This is a genomic window from Streptomyces tibetensis (assembly GCF_040647715.1).
In the GTDB taxonomy this organism is placed as follows: Bacteria; Actinomycetota; Actinomycetes; order Streptomycetales; family Streptomycetaceae; genus Streptomyces; species Streptomyces tibetensis_A.
In genome coordinates, this window is sequence record NZ_JBEZCR010000007.1 from 267,843 (window position 1) to 286,977 (window position 19,135).

Sequence of the window (19,135 nt, forward strand, 5' to 3'; positions counted from 1 at the left end):
GGCCACCACTGCTCTGCCTGTGGCGGCGCGGCCTTCGGAGCCCGGGGCCACCACTGCTCTGCCTGTGGCGGCGCGGCCTTCGGAGCCCGGGGCCACCGCTGCCCTGCCGGTGACGTCCGACGCGACCCGATCGGCCGACACTCGGATCGCCGTGGCCGAGCCGCCCGCCCCGACCCGGTCCGTCGGGCAGTCGGCTCGGGGCGGTGTCCTCACGCGCGTCCGCGTGATGGCCGGTGCCCGGCGCGGGAGGCTGGGACTCGCGCTGCTGCTCGGGAGCCTTGCCCTGGGGAGTGCCGTGGGGCTCATGGCCACCTCGGGTTGGCTCATCTCGCGGGCCTCGCAGCAGCCGCCCGTGCTGTATCTGATGATGGCCGTCACCGCGACACGGGCGTTCGGGATCGGACGGGCCGTGTTCCGCTATGCCGAGCGGCTGGTGTCGCACGACGCCGTGCTGAGGATGCTGGCGGACACCCGGGTCGCGGTGTTCCGCAGGCTGGAGCGGCTGGCACCGGCCGGACTGCGCCGGGCCCGGCGGGGGGATCTGCTCTCCCGGCTGGTCGCGGACGTGGACGGGCTGCAGGACTACTGGCTGCGGTGGCTGTTGCCGGCCGGGGCGGCCCTGGTCGTGTCGGCCGCGTCGGTCGGCTTCACCGCGTGGCTGCTCCCCGAGGCCGGGGCGGCGCTCGCGGCCGGGCTCCTGGCGGCCGGGGTCGGTGTACCGCTGATCACCGGTGCTGTGGCCCGCCGGGCCGAACACAAACTGGCGCCCGCCCGCGGGGTGCTCGCGACGCGCGTGGCCGACCTGCTCACGGGCACCGCGGAACTGACCGTCGCCGGTGCGCTGCCCTCGCGGACCGCCCAGGCCCGCGAGGCCGACGGGGTGCTGACCCGGATCGCCGCGCGGACCGCCACGGCCACCGCCCTGGGAGACGGCCTCACCGCGCTGATCTCAGGGCTCACCGTCACGGCCGCGGCGCTGGCCGGCGCACAGGCGGTCGCCGCCGGGCGGCTCGACGGCGTGGCCATGGCCGTGGTCGTCCTGACTCCGCTCGCCGCCTTCGAGGCCGTGCTCGGAATGCCGCTCGCCGTGCAGTACCGGCAGCGCGTGCGCCGCAGCGCGGAGCGGGTGTACGAGGTGCTGGACGCCCCTGAACCCGTGGGGGAGCCGGAGCGGCCGCGGCAGGCGCCCGCGTCGCCGTTCCCGGTCGTCGTCACGGGGCTGACCGCCCGGCACGCAGGGCAGAACCGGGAGGCCCTCGACGGGCTCGACCTGACCCTCGACGAGGGGCGCCGGATCGCCGTGGTCGGACCCTCCGGCTCCGGCAAGACCACGCTGGCGCAGGTGCTGCTGCGGTTCCTCGACGTGGAGGCGGGCTCGTACACGCTCGCGGGTGTGGACGCGTCCGCGCTGCACGGCGACGACGTACGAGGGCTCGTCGGGCTGTGCGCGCAGGACGCGCATCTCTTCGACAGCTCCCTGCGCGAGAACCTGCTGCTGGCCAGGAAGGACGCCACCGAGGAACAGCTGCGCACCGCGCTGGGCCGCGCCCGGCTGCTGGAGTGGGCGGACAGCCTGCCCGACGGTCTGGACACGCTCGTCGGCGAGCACGGTGCGCGGCTGTCGGGAGGCCAGCGACAGAGGCTGGCGCTGGCCCGGGCACTGCTCGCCGACTTCCCCGTCCTGGTGCTGGACGAGCCCGCCGAACACCTCGACCTGGAGACGGCCGACGCGCTCACCGCCGATCTGCTGGCCGTCACCGAGGGGCGGACCACGCTGCTCATCACGCACCGGCTGGCGGGCCTCGAAGCGGTCGACGAGGTGATCGTGCTGGACCGGGGACGGGTCGTGCAGCGCGGCCGGTACGCGGACCTGCTGTCAGCGCAGGGGCCGCTCCGGGAGATGGCGGAGCGGGAAGCCGCTGCCGAGTCGCTGGTGGGAGCGCGGTAGCGGCCGGGACCGGTGTGCACTGGGCCGTTCGGCGCAGCCGGTCCCCCAGCCGTAGGACCTGAACAGGACCGGGCCCGCGATGCTGGGCGACGATCGCTGACATGCGTTCATGTCGCCGCCGATGGCTGCTGGTTCCGGTCCTGCTGTGTGCGCTGGCCGTGCTGGCGGCCCGGCCGCCGGCGGCGCCCGAGGAGCCCGGCAGCGGTTCTGGCGCGGAGACCGGCATCAGCGCCGAGGTGGCGCGGCTGTACGAGGAGGCCGCGGTGGCGACGCAGCAGTACGAGGCCGGCCGCAAGGAGGCCGAGGAGCAGCGGGCCGAGGTCCAGCGGGCGGAGGAACTCCTGGACGCGCAGCGGCGGCACATCGCCCTTCTGCACGAGGACCTCGGCCGGATCGCCCGGGCCCAGTACCGCGGCAGCGGGGGCTTGCCGGTGGCCGCGTACATGATCCTCGCCGACAGTCCCGACAGCCTGATGCGAGGTCAGCACGCCTTTTCGCAAGCGGATCTCGCCGTGAACAACGCGATCTCCAAGAACCGGCGCGCCGAGGCGCGGCTGGCGGCGGACGAGGCCAGGGCCGCGGACCGGTGGCAGGCGCTGGAGCGTCGCAACACCCAACTCGCGCGTCTTAAGGCGGACATCGAGCAGAAGCTGGAGTCGGCGCGCTCCCAGCTCCAAGGGCAGGCGGACGCCGCGGCCGCCGCCGGGGCGTGCCAGGGAACCGTCCGGCTCGACCAGCCGGAGACGGGGTTCACCGAGGGCGACTGGGTCGCTCCGGTCGAGACGTACGAGCTGTCGGCGTCCTACGGCAGCGGTGGTGCGCGCTGGTCGAACCGGCACACCGGGCAGGACTTCGCAGTGCCGATCGGGACGCCGGTGCGGGCCGTGGGTTCCGGCCGAGTGGTGAGGGTGTCCTGCGGTGGCGCCTTCGGTATGGAGATCGTGCTCGAGCACGCGGACGGCTATTACACGCAGTACGCCCATCTCGCTTCGGTCGCGGTCGACGAGGGGGAGCACGTCAGCCCCGGACAGTGGATCGGCCAGTCGGGCACCACGGGCAACTCCACCGGGCCGCACCTGCACTTCGAGGCCCGGATCACAGCGGAGTCGGGCTCGTCGGTGAACCCGGTCAGTTGGCTGGCGGCGCGCGGGGTGTCCCTCTGAGACGCCCCGGCTCCGGCGGCTACGGCAGTTCCGTCAGCAACTGCTCGATCACGACAGCGACCCCGTCCTCGTTGTTCGCCACCGTCCGGCCCGAGGCGGCGGCGATCACGTCGGGGTGGGCGTTGCCCATGGCGTACGACCGGCCCGCCCAGGTCAGCATCTCCACGTCGTTCGGCATGTCACCGAAGGCGACGACCTGCTCGTGCGAGATGCCGCGCTCGGCGCAGCACAGCGCGAGAGTACTGGCCTTCGACACTCCCGGGCCGCTGATCTCGAGGAGGGCGCTGGGGCTGGAGCGCGTGACGTTGGCGCGGTCACCGATGGCGAGGCGGGCCAGGGTCAGGAAGGCATCGGGGTCGATCTCGGGGTGGTAGGCGAGGATCTTCAGCACCGGCTCCGCGGCGGCCTGGTGATCCGGGCCCAGCAGCTCTTCGGCCGGGGCGAGACTGTCCGGTGTCTCCATGTGCAGCTTCGGGTACGCCGGCTCCTGGTAGAAGCCGTACGTCTGCTCCACCGCATACACCGTGCCCGGTGCCGCGTCGCGCAGCAGCCGTACCGCGTCCAGGGCGTTCTCCCGGGCCAGCTCCCGCACCTTCACGAAGCGGTGGGCACCGGGGCCGCCGTGCAGGTCGACCACGGCGGCTCCGTTGCCGCAGATCGCGAGGCCGTGACCGTGCACATGGTCGCTGACGACGTCCATCCAGCGGGCCGGGCGGCCCGTGACGAAGAAGACCTCGATGCCCGCCTCCTCGGCGGCGGCCAGCGCCGCGACCGTACGCGGGGACACCGACTTGTCGTCGCGCAGCAGAGTGCCGTCGAGGTCGGTGGCGATCAGGCGCGGCGGGAGGGTCTCGGCCGCGGTCTCGGGCTGTCGGGTCGCTGAGGTCACCCGGCCATTGTCCCGCACATGTCTGCACGGGCGTGCGGGGCACCGCGCAGGTGAGTGGATACCGGTGCCACCGGAGCCCCACATGAGCAACCGCTCCGCAGGGGCCCCGCGGTGAGGCCCCGGCCGAAACTCCGACGCAGGCCTCTGCCGAGCCCCGGCGCATCCGTCCGGCTCAGCGCAGCTGCGCCGGTGCCTCCATCGCGATCTGCTCGAAGACCTTCTCGTCCGCGGCAAAGGGCGAGTCAGGAATCGGCCAGTGGATCACGATCTCTGTGAAGCCGAGCTCCCCGTGCCGTCCTGCGAAGTCCACGAACGCGTCCAGGGACTGGAGCGGGCCGACAGGGTCCGGAGTGAAACCGGTGAGCAGTACCCGGTCGAGATCGGTCATGTCGCGGCCGACCTCGGCACAGATGTCGTCGAGTCGCTCCGCCTGCCCCCGAATGGCCTGAACCGACTGCTCAGACGTGCCGTTCTCGTACAGCTTCGGGTCGCCGGTGGTCACCCACGCCTGCCCGAAACGGGCGGCCAGCCGCATCCCGCGTGGCCCGGTCGCGGCCACCGCGAAGGGCAGCCTGGGGCGCTGCACACAGCCGGGGATGTTCCGCGCCTCGTGGGCGGAGTAGAAGTCGCCCTCGTACGACACGGCGTCCTCGCAAAGCAACCGGTCGAGCAGCGGGACGAACTCGGCGAAGCGGTCGGCGCGCTCACGCGGGGTCCACGGTTCCTGGCCGAGCGCGGTGGCGTCGAAGCCGGAGCCGCCCGCGCCTATGCCCAGCGTGACCCGCCCGCCGGAGATGTCGTCGAGGGAGATCAGCTCCTTGGCGAGCGTCACGGGGTGCCGGAAGTTCGGAGAGGTCACCAGCGTGCCCAGCCGCAGCCGGTCGGTGACGCTGGCGGCGGCCGTGAGGGTCGGCACGGCGCCGAACCACGGGCCGTCCCGGAAGGTGCGCCAGGACAGGTGGTCGTAGGTGTACGCGGTGTGGAAACCGAGCTGCTCGGCGCGCGTCCAGGCCGCGCGGCCGCCTTCGTGCCAGCGGCGGTACGGGAGGATCACGGTGCTCAGACGCAGACTCATGACATCGAGCCTAAGGGAGCGCCGGCGGCCACCCCTGTTTCACGTGAAACAGTCACCGTGCGCGTCCGGGTGGATACGGGTACGGTACGCGGTCGGCCGGATGCGGCAGGTCAGCGCGGTTCGGGAAAGCGCAGGTATCGAGCGGGGACGGCTTCGGTCAACCACACCCCGTTCGCGCTGACCTGGAAGACGTGGCCGTCCCGGTGCATGGCGTTCGCGTCGACCGTCAGCACGACCGGCCGGCCCCGGCGGGCTCCGACCCGGGTCGCCGTCTCCCGGTCGGGCGAGAGGTGCACGGCATGGCGGTTCATGGGACGGAGCCCCTCGGCCCGGATCGCATCCAGGTGGCGGGCGACGGTGCCGTGGTAGAGGTGCGTGGGCGGGGTGGCTGACTCCAGGCCGAGGTCGACCTCGACGCTGTGGCCCTGGCTGGCGCGGATGCGGGTGCCCTCGACGGCGAAACGCCGCTTGTCGTTGGTGGCGACGACATGGTCCAGCTCGTCGTGGGTGAACCGGAAACCGTGCGCGGCTGCTGCGGCGATCAAGGTGTCGATCTCGACCCAGCCGGCCTCGTCGAGTGTGAGCCCGATGCGTTCCGGCTGGTGGCGCAGATGCTTCGACAGGTACTTCGACACCTTCACGGTGCGTCTTTCGTCCATCTCACCAGGGTGCGGGAGAGACCCGAATCACGCGATCGAGTTTCACCTCGGAGGTTTGATCCACAGCGAAGTATGGTTATCCACAGGGAAATTGGCGATTCTGTGGACAACTGGGCGCTGCCGCAGGGGATTTGGGCATCGTGTCGCCTCACTCCGCCTTACATCGGCATCGTGTCGCCTCACTCCGCCTTACATCGGCAGCTTCGTCCGCGCCAGGCTTCGCAGTGCCCCCGGTGCCCACCGGCACAACCACCGCGCACCCCGGGCCTCCGGCGTCACCGGCGCCACCGCCTCGTTGCGGGTGACCGCCCGCAGGATCGCACGGGCGACCTTCTCCGGCGGATAGTTCCGCAGCCCGTACAGGCGGGCGGCGCGCTTCTGCAGCCGCTTCTCCTCCTGGGCGTCGACCCCGGCGAAGTGCGCCGTCGACGTGATGGCGGTGTTCACGAAGCCGGGGCAGACCGCCGTCACACCGATCCCGCGTCCGGCGAGCTCCGCGCGCAGGCACTCGCTGAGCATCAGCACGGCCGCCTTTGAGGTGCTGTACGCGGGCAGCGCCCTGGACGGCTGGTACGCCGCGGCCGATGCCACGTTGACGATGTGGCCGCCCTGCCCGCGCTCAGCCATCCGCCGGCCGAAGAGCCGGCACCCGTGGATGACACCCCACAGGTTGACGTCGAGCACCTTCTTCCAGTCCTCCGGGGTGGTGTCGAAGAAGGAACCGGACAGTCCGATCCCGGCGTTGTTCACGAGGACGTCCACCACCCCGTACTCGGTGGTGACCTTGTCGGCGAGCTTCTCCATGGTCTGCTCGTCGGAGACGTCGGCGGTCTCCGCCCAGACCTCGCGGGCGCCCAGCAGGCGGCAGGACTCGGCCGTGCGGGCTGCCGCCTCACCATTCCGGTCGACGGCCACGAGGCGCGCACCGGCCTCGGCGAACGCGAGCGCCGTCGCCCGCCCGATGCCGCTGCCCGCCCCCGTGACCAGCACGAGCTGCCCACCGAACCGCTGGGCGTGCTCGCCGCTGCCCGTCGGCGTGGGCTGCCTGTTCTCGACGGACGTCACGAACTCCTCGATCCACGAAGCCAGTCGGTCGGGGCGGGTCCGCGGGATCCAGTGGCCCGCCTGGATCGTCCTGCGGGTCAAGTGCGGAACCCAATGCTCCAGTTCGTCGTGGAGCCGCTCCGACAGGAACCGGTCCTCCAGGGGCGTGATGATCTGCACCGGCGCGTGGGCGTGCGCGTCCGGGCGTGGCGCGCGCAGCCGGGGCCGGACGTTGTCCCGGTACAGCCAGGCTCCGTGGGCCGCGTCCGACGGCAGGGACGCGGTGGGGTAGGCGCCCCGGGGCACCTTCTCGGCCCGCTCCAGCATCCGTGGCCAGCGCCTGCCGAGCGGGCCGCGCCAGGCCAGCTCGGGCAGCACGGGGGTGTGCAGCAGGTACACGTACCAGGATCTGGCGCCCTGTCCGAGCAGCTGGCCGACCCGGCGTGGGGTGGGCCGCTTCACGCGCCGGTCGATCCAGTGGCCGAAGTGGTCGAGGGACGGCCCGGACATCGAGGTGAACGAGGCGATGCGGCCCCTGGTGCGCTGCACGGTGGTGAACTCCCAGGCCTGCACCGAGCCCCAGTCGTGCCCGACCAGGTGCACCGGCCGGTCCGGGCTCACCGCGTCCGCGACGGCCAGGAAGTCGTCCGTCAGCTTCTCCAGGGTGAACCCGCCCCGCAGCGGCCGCGGCGCCGTCGACCGGCCGTGTCCGCGGACGTCGTACGCCACCACGTGGAAGCGTCCGGCGAGCCGTCCGGCGACCTCGGACCACACCTCCTTGCTGTCCGGGTAGCCGTGCACCAGGACGACCGTCGGCCGCCCCGGGTCACCCATCTCGGCCACGCAGAGCTCCACTTCGCCGGTCCGCACCCTGCGCTCCCGCGCGCCCGCAAGCAACGTCATCCGGCGAATCTGGCAGTTGTTAGAGAGTTCGTCAATAGGAGCTGCCCGGTGGTGGCAACCCTCAAGGAGCAGCTCCCCTAGGGGCCCGTAATACTCAGGGCTGATCCGAAGACAGCTCTGCGGAGTGACGACCGCCACGCCCACGGCCCCTACCTTCGAGGGGTGACTGTGATCGCGACCGAAAGCCTGAGCAAGCGGTTCCCCCGGGTGACCGCGCTTGACCGGCTCTCCGTGGACGTCGGGCCCGGTGTGACCGGACTCGTCGGAGCCAACGGAGCCGGCAAGTCCACACTGATCAAGATCCTTCTGGGTCTGTCCCCCGCCACCGAGGGCCGCGCCGAAGTGCTCGGTCTCGATGTCGCCACCAAGGGCGCCGCCATCCGCGAGCGGGTCGGCTACATGCCCGAGCACGACTGCCTGCCGCCGGACGTCTCGGCCACCGAGTTCGTCGTCCACATGGCGCGCATGTCCGGCCTGCCGCCCGCCGCCGCGCGCGAGCGCACGGCCGACACCCTGCGCCACGTCGGCCTGTACGAGGAGCGCTACCGCCCCATCGGCGGCTACTCGACCGGCATGAAGCAGCGCGTCAAACTCGCACAGGCCCTCGTCCACGACCCGCAGCTGGTCTTCCTGGACGAGCCGACCAATGGCCTCGACCCGGTCGGACGCGACGAGATGCTCGGCCTGATCCGCCGCATCCACACCGACTTCGGCATCTCGGTCCTGGTCACCTCCCACCTACTGGGCGAGCTGGAGCGCACCTGCGACCACGTCGTCGTCGTGGACGGCGGCAAGCTCCTGCGCTCCAGCTCCACCACGGACTTCACGCAGACCACCACGACCCTCGCCGTCGAGGTCACCGACACCGACGAGCACCCGGACGGCACCCGCGCGGTCCGCGAGGCGCTGCACGCGCGCGGGGTGACCGTCGAGGACGGCAGCGGCCTGCCGGGTGCCGGCCACGTCCTGCTGCTCACGGCACAGGGCGAGGAGACGTACGACCTGGTCCGGGACGTGATCGCGGACCTCGGTCTCGGCCTGGTGCGCATGGAGCAGCGCCGGCACCACATCTCCGAGGTCTTCACCAGCAGCGACGAGCGCGAGCAGCGGAAGGAGGCGGTCGGCCATGGCGGTTGAGCACTCCACGGGGACAGCCGCCCCGGCACAGGGCGACCAGACCCGCATCCACAACATCGGCTACCGCACCTACGACGGCCCCCGCCTCGGCCGCGCCTACGCCCGCCGCTCCCTGTACTCGCAGTCCCTGCGCGGCTCCTACGGCCTCGGCCGTTCGGTGAAGTCCAAGGTGCTGCCGATGCTGCTGTTCGTGGTGATGTGCGTGCCCGCGGCCATCATGGTCGCCGTCGCGGTCGCCACCAAGGTCAAGGAACTGCCCGTCGACTACACGCGCTACGCGATCATCATGCAGGCGGTCATCAGCCTGTACGTCGCCTCACAGGCCCCCCAGTCCGTCTCGCGGGACCTGCGCTTCAAGACCGTGCCGCTGTACTTCTCGCGGCCCATCGAGACCGCCGACTACGTCCGCGCCAAGTTCGCGGCACTGGCCTCGGCGCTGTTCATCCTCACCGCGGCGCCCCTGCTCGTCCTCTACGTGGGCGCGCTGCTCGCCGAGCTCGACTTCGCCGACCAGACCAAGGGATTCGCTCAGGGACTGGTTTCCGTGGCACTGCTCTCACTGCTGTTCGCCGGCATCGGCCTCGTCATCGCGTCCTTCACCCCTCGCCGCGGCTTCGGCATCGCGGCCGTGATCGCCGTGCTGACCATCACCTACGGTGCCGTCTCCACCCTCCAGGCCATCGCCGACGCGCAGGGCAGCGGCGACGCCGTGCCGTGGATCGGGATGTTCTCCCCGATCACGATCGTCGACGGTGTGCAGTCCGCGTTCCTGGGCGCGACGTCCGCCTCGCCCAGCGGGGTGGGCCCGAGCACCGCCGAGGGCATCGTCTACGTCGCCGTCGCCCTGGGCCTGATCGCGGCGAGCTACGGCCTCCTGATGCGCCGTTACAAGAAGGTGGGACTGTGACCACGCTCAACATCGACCACGTCTCCCGCTGGTTCGGCAACGTGGTCGCCGTCAACGACATCACCATGACCATCGGCCCCGGCGTCACCGGCCTGCTCGGCCCCAACGGCGCCGGAAAGTCCACCCTCATCAACATGATGGGCGGCTTCCTGGCCCCCTCCACCGGCACGGTCACCCTCGACGGCCAGGCCGTGTGGCGCAACGAGCAGATCTACAAGCACATCGGCGTCGTGCCCGAGCGGGAGGCGATGTACGACTTTCTCACCGGCAAGGAGTTCGTCCTGGCCAACGCCGAGCTGCACGGCCTGGGCGCCAAGGCGGCCCAGAAGGCGCTCGCCACCGTCGAGATGGAGTACGCCCAGGACCGCAAGATCCAGACGTACTCCAAGGGCATGCGCCAGCGCGTGAAGATGGCCTCCGCCCTGGTCCACGACCCCTCGCTGCTCCTGCTGGACGAGCCGTTCAACGGCATGGACCCGCGCCAGCGCATGCAGCTGATGGACCTGCTGCGCCGCATGGGCGACGAGGGCCGCACGGTGCTGTTCTCGTCCCACATCCTCGAAGAGGTCGAGCAACTCGCCTGGCACATCGAGGTCGTCGTCGCCGGCCGGCACGCCGCCAGCGGCGACTTCCGCAAGATCCGCCGCCTGATGACCGACCGGCCGCATCGCTACCTGGTGCGTTCCAGCGACGACCGCGCCCTCGCGGCCGCGCTGATCGCCGACCCGTCGACGGCCGGCATCGAGGTCGACCTCGCCGAGGGCGCGCTGCGCATCCAGGCCGTCGACTTCGGCCGCTTCACGGCCCTGCTGCCGCGGGTGGCCAGGGACCACGGCATCCGGCTGCTCACGGTCTCGCCGTCCGACGAGTCCCTCGAGTCCGTCTTCTCGTATCTCGTCGCGGCGTAGGAGGCCCTGATGTACGACCCCACAGTCGCCCGGCTCACCTACCGGGCCCTGCTCGGCCGACGCCGGGCCCTCATCCTCGGCGCCCTGCCGATGCTGCTGATCGTGATCGCCGTGGCGGTGCGCGGTCTGGCCGGAGCGGACGACCAGACGGCGTCCGACCTGCTGGGCGGACTCGCCCTCGCGACGATGGTGCCCCTCATCGGAGTCATCGCCGGGACGGGCGCGATCGGGCCGGAGATCGACGACGGCTCGGTGGTGTACCTGCTGTCCAAGCCGATCAAACGGCCGACAATCATCTTCACCAAGCTGATCGTCGCGATCGCCGTGACCATGGTGTTCTCCGCGGTGCCGACGCTCATCGCCGGTTTCATCCTGAACGGCAACGGACAGCAGGTCGCCGTCGCCTACACGGTGGCCGCACTGGTCGCGTCCATCGCCTACGCGGCCCTGTTCCTGCTGCTGGGCACGGTCTCCCGGCACGCGGTGGTGTTCGGACTCGTCTACGCGCTCGTCTGGGAGGCCCTGTTCGGCTCTCTGGTGCCGGGCGCGCGCACGCTCAGCGTTCAGCAGTGGTCGCTGGCGGTGGCCCAGAAGGTGTCCGGCGGGGACCTGGTCTCCTCGGACGTGGGTCTGACCACGGCGACGGTGCTGTTGGTCACCGTCACGGTGCTGGCCACCTGGTACGCCGGACAGAAACTGCGCTCCCTGACGCTCGCGGGCGAGGAGTGACGTGCCCCGGCCCTGACGGAGATTTCATCTCTGTCAGGGCACACTGGGCGAACGGGATGTAGGGGAAACCATACGGAAGTTGGACGACTGGGAGGAAGGGAATGGCGGGCGAGAGCGCTCAGTACGACGACCGCGGGACCTACGGTTCCGGGTCCGGTGACGGCACCCGGGACGAGCTCGACGGGGTCGTACTGGACGAGGACTTCATACGCTCCGCCGGGACCTCCGAGCCGTCCGCCCGTGCCCGGATGCTCGCCGCGAAGTGGAGCCGCGAGGAACCGGAGCCGCAACCCTGGCGCTCCGACGAGCCGCCCGCGGGCTGGTTCTTCAGCAAGGTCCGGCGGCGCAGGTGGCGCAGGAAGTAGCCGGCCGCTCCGCCGGTCCGGCCGCCGATTTATTCGGTGGCGTCCAATTCGCCCGGCAGGCAGAGTGGTTGTCGTCAGCGCCGGGCCCGAGCGGTCCGGAGTCACGAGCCGGGAGAGGAGCGGGACGATGTCCATGCACGGCAGTACGTCCAGCTCCCTTCAGGGCAGCCGGCGGCGGGATCCGGAGTAGCCACTACCCCTCCGTGGACCCCGCCCACACGGGGAGCTGCCCGGGGCGGCCGCTTCGAGCACGCGAATCGCACATCGCGTGGGCCGCCCACCCGGAGGATTGGCCGAGTGGTAAGGCACCGGTTTGCTAAACCGTGGTCGGGTCGAAAGGCCCGCGCACGTTCGATCCGTGCATCCTCCGCCACGCACCATCGAGCCCGAGTGCCGGGGCTTGAGTATGGGTACGAGTGCCGGCCTTGAACCACGGGCTCCGACCACCGGGCCCGGGGTTCAGCCCAGCAACCGCTCCAGCACCACCGCGATACCGTCCTCGTCGTGGGAGGACGTCACCTCGTCGGCCACCGCCTTCAGTTCCACGTGGGCGTCCGCCATGGCGACGCCGTAGGAGGCCCAGGCGAACATCGGTATGTCGTTGGGCATGTCGCCGAAGGCGATCGTGTCGGCCGCCTTCAGACCCAGCCGACGAGCCGCCAGGGACAGCCCCGTCGCCTTGGACAGACCCAGCGGGAGCAGCTCGACGATGCCCGCGCCCGCCATCGTGACGGTGACGAAACCGCCGGCGGTGCGGGTCGCCGCCTCGCAGAGCTCGTCGTCGGTCAGCGTCGGGTGCTGGATGTACAGCTTGTTCAGGGGCGCGGCCCAGAGATCCGACGCGTCCGTGAAGGGCGTGGCGGGCAGGGTGCCGTGCACCGCGTAGCCCGGGCCCACCAGGACCTCGCCGTCGAGGCCGTCGCGGCTCGCCGCCAGGTGGAGCGGGCCCACCTCCGCCTCGATCTTGGCCAGCGCCACCCCGGCCAGCTGCCGGTCCAGCGTCACCGACGTCAGCAGGCGGTGCGCGCCGGCGTCGTAGACCTGTGCGCCCTGGCCGCAGACGGCAAGACCCTGGTAGCCGAGGTCGTCGAGGATGTGCCGGGTCCACGGGACGGCGCGGCCGGTGACGACGATGTGCGCGGCGCCCGCGGCGGTGGCCGCGACGAGCGCGTCACGGGTGCGCTGCGACACCGTGTCGTCGGAGCGCAGCAGCGTCCCGTCGAGATCAGTGGCGACGAGCCGGTACGGGAAGGCGTCCGGGGAAGCCGTGTCGCTCACTTGGCCACCGGCTCCAGGACCTCCCGGCCGCCCAGGTACGGACGCAGCACCTCGGGTACGCGCACCGAACCGTCGGCCTGCTGGTGGTTCTCCAGGATCGCCACGATCGTGCGCGGGACGGCGCACAGCGTGCCGTTGAGCGTGGCCAGCGGGCGGACCTGCTTGCCCTCACGGACGCGGATCGACAGGCGGCGGGACTGGAACTCGGTGCAGTCCGAGGTCGAGGTCAGCTCGCGGTACTTGCCCTGGGTCGGGATCCACGCCTCGCAGTCGAACTTGCGGGAGGCCGAGGAGCCGAGGTCGGCCGACGCGACGTCGATGACCCGGAACGGCAGCTCCAGCGAGGTCAGCCACTGCTTCTCCCACTCCAGCAGGCGCTGGTGCTCGGCCTGCGAGTCCTCGGGAGCGACGTAGGAGAACATCTCGACCTTGTCGAACTGGTGCACGCGGAAGATGCCCCGGGTGTCCTTGCCGTGCGAGCCGGCCTCGCGGCGGAAGCAGGGCGAGAAGCCCGCGTAGCGCAAGGGGAGGCGGTCGGCGTCGAGGATCTCGTCCATGTGGTACGCCGCGAGCGCCACCTCGGACGTGCCGACGAGGTAGAGGTCGTCGTCGGCGAGGTGGTAGACGTCCTGTGCCGCCTGGCCGAGGAAACCCGTGCCCGCCATGGACTGGGGGCGGACCAGCGCCGGGGTGAGCATCGGGGTGAAGCCGGCCGCGGTGGCCTGCGCCATCGCCGCGTTCACCAGGGCGAGCTCCAGGAGCGCGCCCACGCCGGTCAGGAAGTAGAAGCGCGAGCCGGAGACCTTGGCGCCGCGCTCGACGTCGATCGCGCCGAGGAGCTGGCCGAGCGCCAGGTGGTCCTTGGGCTCGAAGCCCTCGGCGGCGAAGTCGCGGATCGTGCCGTGCGTCTCGCGGGTGACGAAGTCCTCCTCGCCGCCCACGGGCACGTCCGGGTGCACGAGGTTGCCGAGCCGCTGGAGCAGCTCCTGGGTCTCGGTCGCGGCCGCGTCGCGGTCCGCGTCGGCGGCCTTGACGTCGGCGGCGAGCTGGCCCGCCTTCTTCAGCAGCTCGGCCTTCTCGTCGCCGGCCGCCTTGGGGATGAGCTTGCCGAGCGCCTTCTGCTCGGCGCGGAGCTCGTCGAAGCGGACGCCGGACGACCTGCGCCGCTCGTCGGCAGACAGGAGGGCGTCGACGAGTGCGACGTCCTCTCCACGGGCGCGCTGCGACGCGCGCACACGGTCGGGGTCCTCACGGAGCAGGCGAAGGTCAATCACGCGCCCAAGGCTACCGGTGCGGGATGACCGCCCACGACTCACTATCCTGCTCGCGCCTTACATACCGTTATGAGCGAATTGCGCACAGTGTCAATAAAGAGGGTGCCTCTCCCCGGAACGTGGCATCCGATGGGAGGCATCTTGACTCTAATTCCTTGGGCGCAAAGGGACTTGGGGCCTGAAGTTGTCCACAGCGATCCACGTCCGGCAATGAGTTATCCACAGGCTGTGTGGAAGATCTGTGGACTACGGAATTGATCACTCCGAATGGTCGGACCGTCCCATGAATTCCCGCGACAAACCCCCTCCACTTTCACTTTCGAGTGGAAGTGGGTCACCTCTAAGGGTTACGCAAGGGAAAACAGTGGACGAAGGGTGACCTGCCCGATGATGGGCGCATCAGGGGCCTGTAGGGCGATTTGTCGACTGACTCACGGTTCGTTGTCGACTTGTCCCCAGGTCGAGAAGCGGACCTGTGGATAACTTCTGTGGATAACGACAATCGGCAGGTACGACCAGCGCCGAACGGGCGGGACCCGGACTAGAAACGTCCGTCCTGGCACCGCGCGACCCAGTCCGCCGCCCCCGCGAACTCCTCGTCCGACGTCCCCAGCCGCGGCGGCTGCACATCCGCCGGCCTCATGTCCGCGCGCGGGTAGGAGCCCAGGTAGCGCACCTGGAGACAGATCCGCTTCAGGCCCATCAGGGCGTCGGCCACCCGGCGGTCGGAGATATGGCCCTCGGCGTCGATGCAGAAGCAGTAGTTGCCGATGCCGGCGCCGGTGGGCCGGGACTGGAGCAGCATGAGGTTGATGCCGCGGGTGGCGAACTCGCCCAGCAGGTCACGCAGGCCGCCGGGGTGGTCGTCGCGCTGCCACAGCACGATCGAGGTCTTGTCCGCGCCGGTCGGCGCCGCGGGCCGGGCGGGCCGGCCCACCAGCACGAACCGCGTCTGGGCGTTCTCCGCGTCGTGGATCTGGGTCTCCAGGGCCTCCAGACCGTAGCGGGCGGCCGCGAACTCGCCTGCGAAGGCGGCGTCGTACTGGCCCTCCTGGACCAGCCGTGCGGCGTCCGCGTTCGAGGCGGCGGACTCCCAGTGCGCGTCCGGGAGGTGCTTCCTCAGCCAGTTGCGAACCTGCGGCTGCGCGGCCGGGTGGGCCGAGACGGTCTTGATGTCCGACAGCTTCGTGCCCGGGCGGACCAGCAGCGCGAAGGTGATCGACAGCAGCACCTCGCGGTAGATCATCAGGGGCGCGCCGGCGACCAGCTCGTCGAGCGTGGTGGTGATGCCGCCCTCGACGGAGTTCTCGATCGGCACGAACGCGGCCTCGGCCTCGCCGGCGCGTACCGCGTCGAGTGCGGACTGAACGGACACGTACGGGATGAGCTCCCGGGTGGCGGCCTCGGGAAGCGTGCGCAGGGCGACTTCGGTGAAGGTGCCCTCAGGGCCGAGATACGCATAGCTCGCTGGCATGACCTCACCCTAATGGGCTCGCGGAAGCGCTATCCCCCCACAGGCACACGCAGGGGTGAACTCTCATCCCTCCAGCAACTTCTGCCCCACGTACTCTCCCTCGGCGGCCCCGCCCGGCACAGCGAACAGTCCGCTCGACTCGTGCCGGATGAACTGCGACAGGGCGTCACCGCGGTCGAGCTTGCGCTGCACCGGCACGAAGCCGCGCAGGGGATCGGCCTGCCAGCAGATGAAGAGCAGACCCGCGTCGGGCACCCCGTCGGCGTCGATGCCGTCGTGGAACGAGAAGGGGCGGCGGAGCATCGCCGCGCCGCCGTTCTGGTCGGGTCGGGTGATGCGGGCGTGGGCGTTGATCGGGACGACGAGGTTGCCCTTGGCGTCCGTCTTCTCCAGGTCCATCGCCGTCGTCTCGGTGCCTCCCGACAGGGCTGCCCCGTCGGACTTGCGGCGCCCGATCACGTCCTCCTGCGCCTTGACGGAGAGCTTCTCCCAGTCGTCGAGGAGCATGCGGATCCGGCGTACGACGGCGTAGGAGCCGTTCGCCATCCAGGCAGGGACGCCCTTCTCCGGCTTCTCCGGCACGAAGATGCGCTGGTCGAAGTCGGACTCGGACGGCTTGGGGTTGCGGGTGCCGTCGATCTGGCCCATCAGGTTGCGGGCCGTCATCGGGTGGGAGGTGGCGCCCGGGGAGCGGTTGAAGCCGTTCATCTGCCAGCGCACCTTGGCGGCCCGGCCCGCGTCCTTCTGGATCGCGCGCAGGGCGTGGAAGGCGACCAGGGCGTCGTTGGCACCGATCTGCACCCACAGGTCGCCGTTGCTGCGGTTCTTGTCGAGGTGGTCGGAGGAGAACTCGGGCAGCGGGTCCAGGGCGGCCGGGCGCTGCTTCTCCAGGCCGGTCCGGGCGAAGAAGCTGTGGCCGAAGCCGAAGGTGATCGTCAGCGACGAGGGCCCGGCGTCGCGGGCGACGTCCGTGTCCTCGTGGGGGCTCGGCTCACCGGCCATCAGCCGCCTGGCCGTCTCCGACCAGCGGCGGAGCAGGGCGGCGGCCTCCTTGCGGCCGGCCCCCGCCGCGAGGTCGAAGGCGACGAGGTGGCCGCGTGCCTGGAGGCCGTCGGTGATGCCGGGCTGATGTTTCCCGTGAAACATCGCCCGGTCCCTGCCGAGGGAGGTGAGCGGAGCGGCCGCTTCGGAGGGGGCGGCGGCGTAACCCACGGCGGCGCCCGCCGTGCCGAGGACGAGTCCGGTGGCGCCGGCGGTACCGAGCAGTCGCCGCCGTGAGATGCCCTCGTGGGCGGGGGCCGTTTCGCTCTTCCCCGAGCCGGCCTCGGTGGCGGCCTTCGGATGGGACTGGTCAGGCATGGTCGTTCAGCCGATCTGCGCGTGCTTGGAGACGGTGACCTCGTCGATGTCGGAGGTCCGCACGGTCACGTCGACCTGCCAGTCGCCGGCCATGGGGATCTGCACTCCGTTCGCCGACCAGTGGCCGGTCGCGAGGTGGTCGGGGACGACGGGCAGGGGCCCGATGTCCTTGGCTTTCAGGGTGAACTCGACCTTGACCTCGGGGATGTCGAAGGCCCGGCCGTTGGGACGCTCCACGTAGACGTGCATCTCGTTGTCGCCCACCCGTGCGGGGTCGAGGTCGATCGTGACGATGCCCTTGCCGTCCTCGCCGCCGGTGTCGAACGGCATGTTCAGGGTCAGCGCCCCGGAGGCACCCGTGTCGGCGGAGGCGGACGCCGAGGACGAGGTGGCTGCCTTGGCCTCCTGCTCGGTGCGTCCCGGCTCGGTCTGCGTCAGCACGGTGGTGACGGCGAGCAGCACGACCGCGACGCCGGCTTCGGTCAGGACGGAGCGGCGCAGCCCGAAGCGGTTCGGATCCGCGTCCCGGATCCGTTTGCGCTGTGCGGCGTCCCGGGCGGCCTTCTGCCGGGCGAGCTGCGCGGCGCGTTCGGTGTCGGCGGCTTCGGTGGCTTCGGTGGCTTCGGTGTCGGCGGCTTCGGAGCCGGTGGCTTCAGTGTCGGTGGCTTCGGTGTCCGCGGCTTGGGAGCCGGTGGGCTCGGGGCCGGGCCGCTCATCGGTGTCGAGGCCGGGTGCCCCGACCCGCTCCTTCTCCCGTACCTCCGGCGCCTCCACCGATGCCGTCTCCGCCAGTCGTCCCGTCCATCGGCGCGAGATCCAGGCGACGCCGACCAGGACGACGACGAGGGCGATCTTGGCGAGGAGGAGCTGGCCGTAGCGGGTGCCGGTGAAGGCCGACCAGGAGCCGAGCTGGCGCCAGGACTGGTACGTCCCGGTCGCGATCAGGGCGAGGACGCTGCCGAAGGCGACCTGGGAGAAGCGGCGTACGGCCGGTGCGTCGACGGGCGTCTCGGCGGGCGCGCGGTACAGGGCGACCAGCAGCGCGCCGAGTCCGCCGAGCCAGACGGCGACGGCCAGCAGATGGAGCACGTCGACCGGCATGGCGATGCCCGCCTGGAGGCCGACGGAGGCGTGCTCGGACATCGCCCAGCTCGCCGCGAGCCCGGCCGCCACGACGACGCCGCCGATCGACAGTCCGAAGGTCAGGTCCCTCTTCTCCCGGGCGTCTTCCCGCTTGTCGTACGCGCCGAACAGCACCGCGATGAACAGGGCCGCCGCGGCGAGCAGCAGCAGCCTGGACACCAGGGCCGCGCCGGTCTTGGTCTGCAGCACCTGCCCGAGCAGGGACAGGTCGAAGATGTCGGCGACCTTTCCGGAGCCCGTGAAGGAGCCTCGAAGCAGCAGCAGCGCGAGGGTCGCCGCGGTGAGCGCGACCCATCCGGAGACGACGTACCGCTGGACCGGCCGCACCCCGGAACCGCGCTGCCAGCAGGCGAGTACGAAGGCGGCGCCGCCGGCCATCACGATGAACCCGGCGTAGGACACGTACCGTCCGAAGCCGTACAGCCAGCCCACGACCCCGTCGTCCGTCGACTGCCCGGAGACCGACACGGAGGTCTTGGAGGGGGCGCCGATGGAGAAGGTGTAGGCGCCGGCGACGGGATGGCTGTCCGCCGAGACGACCTGGTAGGCCACGGTGTACGTGCCGTCGGGCAGCCCCGAGTGGAGCGGCACGGCGTACGTCGTGCCGCTGACGTTGGCCGGTTTGGCGGTGTCGACGCGCTTGCCCTCGGGGTCGAGCACGCGCAGCGAGTCGTCGGAGAGCGCGACCTGCTCGGAGAAGGTGAGCGAGATCCGGGCCGGGGCCTTGTCGACCACCGCCCCCTGCGCGGGGTCGCTTCCGGTCACCGCGGCGTGCGCCGAGGCCGGGCCGGCTCCGGCGAGGAGTGCGCACGCCGCGGCCAGGAGCAGCAGCACCAGTGTCCGGACGCGGGGGGCGATGGTCTGTGTCACGGAGGTCCCT

Annotated in this window: 16 protein-coding genes and 1 tRNA gene; 8 read left to right on the forward strand and 9 right to left on the reverse strand. The window is 71.1% G+C overall.

Features of this window, described 5'->3' with window-relative positions; all coding sequences use genetic code 11:
* Positions 1 to 1,948, forward strand: a 1,948-nt coding sequence (gene cydC, locus AB0B29_RS20625) for a thiol reductant ABC exporter subunit CydC (RefSeq protein WP_362241598.1), incomplete at its 5' end; no start/stop codon positions are given.
* A 101-nt stretch (positions 1,949 to 2,049) separates the two neighbouring features.
* Entirely contained in the window at positions 2,050 to 3,111 is a 1,062-nt protein-coding gene (locus AB0B29_RS20630; protein WP_362241600.1) for a M23 family metallopeptidase, read from the forward strand.
* A 19-nt stretch (positions 3,112 to 3,130) separates the two neighbouring features.
* Here AB0B29_RS20630 and AB0B29_RS20635 read toward each other — a convergent pair whose 3' ends face one another.
* The 4 genes from AB0B29_RS20635 to AB0B29_RS20650 form a co-directional block, all read right to left on the reverse strand.
* Positions 3,131 to 4,000 carry a Cof-type HAD-IIB family hydrolase gene (locus AB0B29_RS20635; protein WP_352097382.1) on the reverse strand — a complete coding sequence of 290 codons (870 nt, stop codon included), beginning with the start codon at positions 3,998 to 4,000 and terminating at the stop codon, positions 3,131 to 3,133.
* 172 nt (positions 4,001 to 4,172) lie between these two features.
* The gene (locus tag AB0B29_RS20640) at positions 4,173 to 5,075 is read right to left on the reverse strand and encodes an LLM class flavin-dependent oxidoreductase (protein WP_362241604.1); all 903 of its coding nucleotides are present in this window, start codon (positions 5,073 to 5,075) and stop codon (positions 4,173 to 4,175) included.
* A gap of 110 nt (positions 5,076 to 5,185) precedes the next feature.
* On the reverse strand, positions 5,186 to 5,734 hold the full coding sequence (locus tag AB0B29_RS20645) for an RNA 2'-phosphotransferase (protein ID WP_362241607.1): 549 nt from the start codon (positions 5,732 to 5,734) through the stop codon (positions 5,186 to 5,188).
* Between the two features lie 189 nt (positions 5,735 to 5,923).
* The gene (locus AB0B29_RS20650) at positions 5,924 to 7,681 is read right to left on the reverse strand and encodes an SDR family oxidoreductase (RefSeq protein WP_362241610.1); all 1,758 of its coding nucleotides are present in this window, start codon (positions 7,679 to 7,681) and stop codon (positions 5,924 to 5,926) included.
* 168 nt (positions 7,682 to 7,849) lie between these two features.
* On the opposite strand from AB0B29_RS20650, the gene AB0B29_RS20655 reads away from it, so the two are divergent.
* From AB0B29_RS20655 to AB0B29_RS20680, 6 genes are all read left to right on the forward strand, one after another.
* Positions 7,850 to 8,818: an ABC transporter ATP-binding protein gene (locus tag AB0B29_RS20655; protein ID WP_362242009.1), complete on the forward strand. Its 969-nt coding sequence runs from the start codon at positions 7,850 to 7,852 to the stop codon at positions 8,816 to 8,818.
* Positions 8,808 to 9,725 (forward strand): ABC transporter permease, encoded by a 918-nt coding sequence (locus AB0B29_RS20660; protein ID WP_362241613.1) that lies wholly within the window; start codon positions 8,808 to 8,810, stop codon positions 9,723 to 9,725. The genes AB0B29_RS20655 and AB0B29_RS20660 overlap by 11 nt, the downstream gene beginning before the upstream one ends.
* On the forward strand, positions 9,722 to 10,633 hold the full coding sequence (locus AB0B29_RS20665) for an ABC transporter ATP-binding protein (RefSeq protein WP_097217810.1): 912 nt from the start codon (positions 9,722 to 9,724) through the stop codon (positions 10,631 to 10,633). The genes AB0B29_RS20660 and AB0B29_RS20665 overlap by 4 nt, the downstream gene beginning before the upstream one ends.
* A gap of 9 nt (positions 10,634 to 10,642) precedes the next feature.
* The gene (locus AB0B29_RS20670; RefSeq protein WP_362241616.1) at positions 10,643 to 11,362 is read left to right on the forward strand and encodes an ABC transporter permease; all 720 of its coding nucleotides are present in this window, start codon (positions 10,643 to 10,645) and stop codon (positions 11,360 to 11,362) included.
* Positions 11,363 to 11,463: 101 nt separating this feature from the next.
* Positions 11,464 to 11,727 (forward strand): hypothetical protein, encoded by a 264-nt coding sequence (locus tag AB0B29_RS20675; protein ID WP_362241619.1) that lies wholly within the window; start codon positions 11,464 to 11,466, stop codon positions 11,725 to 11,727.
* 283 nt (positions 11,728 to 12,010) lie between these two features.
* Positions 12,011 to 12,100: transfer RNA gene (locus AB0B29_RS20680), tRNA-Ser, on the forward strand.
* 86 nt (positions 12,101 to 12,186) lie between these two features.
* Here AB0B29_RS20680 and AB0B29_RS20685 read toward each other — a convergent pair.
* The 5 genes from AB0B29_RS20685 to AB0B29_RS20705 form a co-directional block, all read right to left on the reverse strand.
* A complete protein-coding gene (locus AB0B29_RS20685; RefSeq protein WP_362241622.1) occupies positions 12,187 to 13,005 on the reverse strand; it encodes an HAD family hydrolase in 819 nt (272 codons plus the stop codon).
* Positions 13,002 to 14,279, reverse strand: coding sequence for a serine--tRNA ligase (serS, locus tag AB0B29_RS20690; RefSeq protein ID WP_362241625.1), 1,278 nt, complete (start codon positions 14,277 to 14,279; stop codon positions 13,002 to 13,004). The genes AB0B29_RS20685 and serS overlap by 4 nt, the downstream gene beginning before the upstream one ends.
* Positions 14,280 to 14,820: 541 nt before the next feature.
* On the reverse strand, positions 14,821 to 15,753 hold the full coding sequence (gene pheA, locus AB0B29_RS20695) for a prephenate dehydratase (protein WP_362241627.1): 933 nt from the start codon (positions 15,751 to 15,753) through the stop codon (positions 14,821 to 14,823).
* Positions 15,754 to 15,816: 63 nt separating this feature from the next.
* Positions 15,817 to 17,112, reverse strand: a complete 1,296-nt coding sequence (efeB, locus tag AB0B29_RS20700) for an iron uptake transporter deferrochelatase/peroxidase subunit (protein ID WP_362241630.1) — start codon at positions 17,110 to 17,112, stop codon at positions 15,817 to 15,819.
* A 6-nt stretch (positions 17,113 to 17,118) separates the two neighbouring features.
* Positions 17,119 to 19,125, reverse strand: a complete 2,007-nt coding sequence (locus tag AB0B29_RS20705; RefSeq protein ID WP_362241632.1) for a copper resistance CopC/CopD family protein — start codon at positions 19,123 to 19,125, stop codon at positions 17,119 to 17,121.
* Positions 19,126 to 19,135 lie beyond the last annotated feature (10 nt).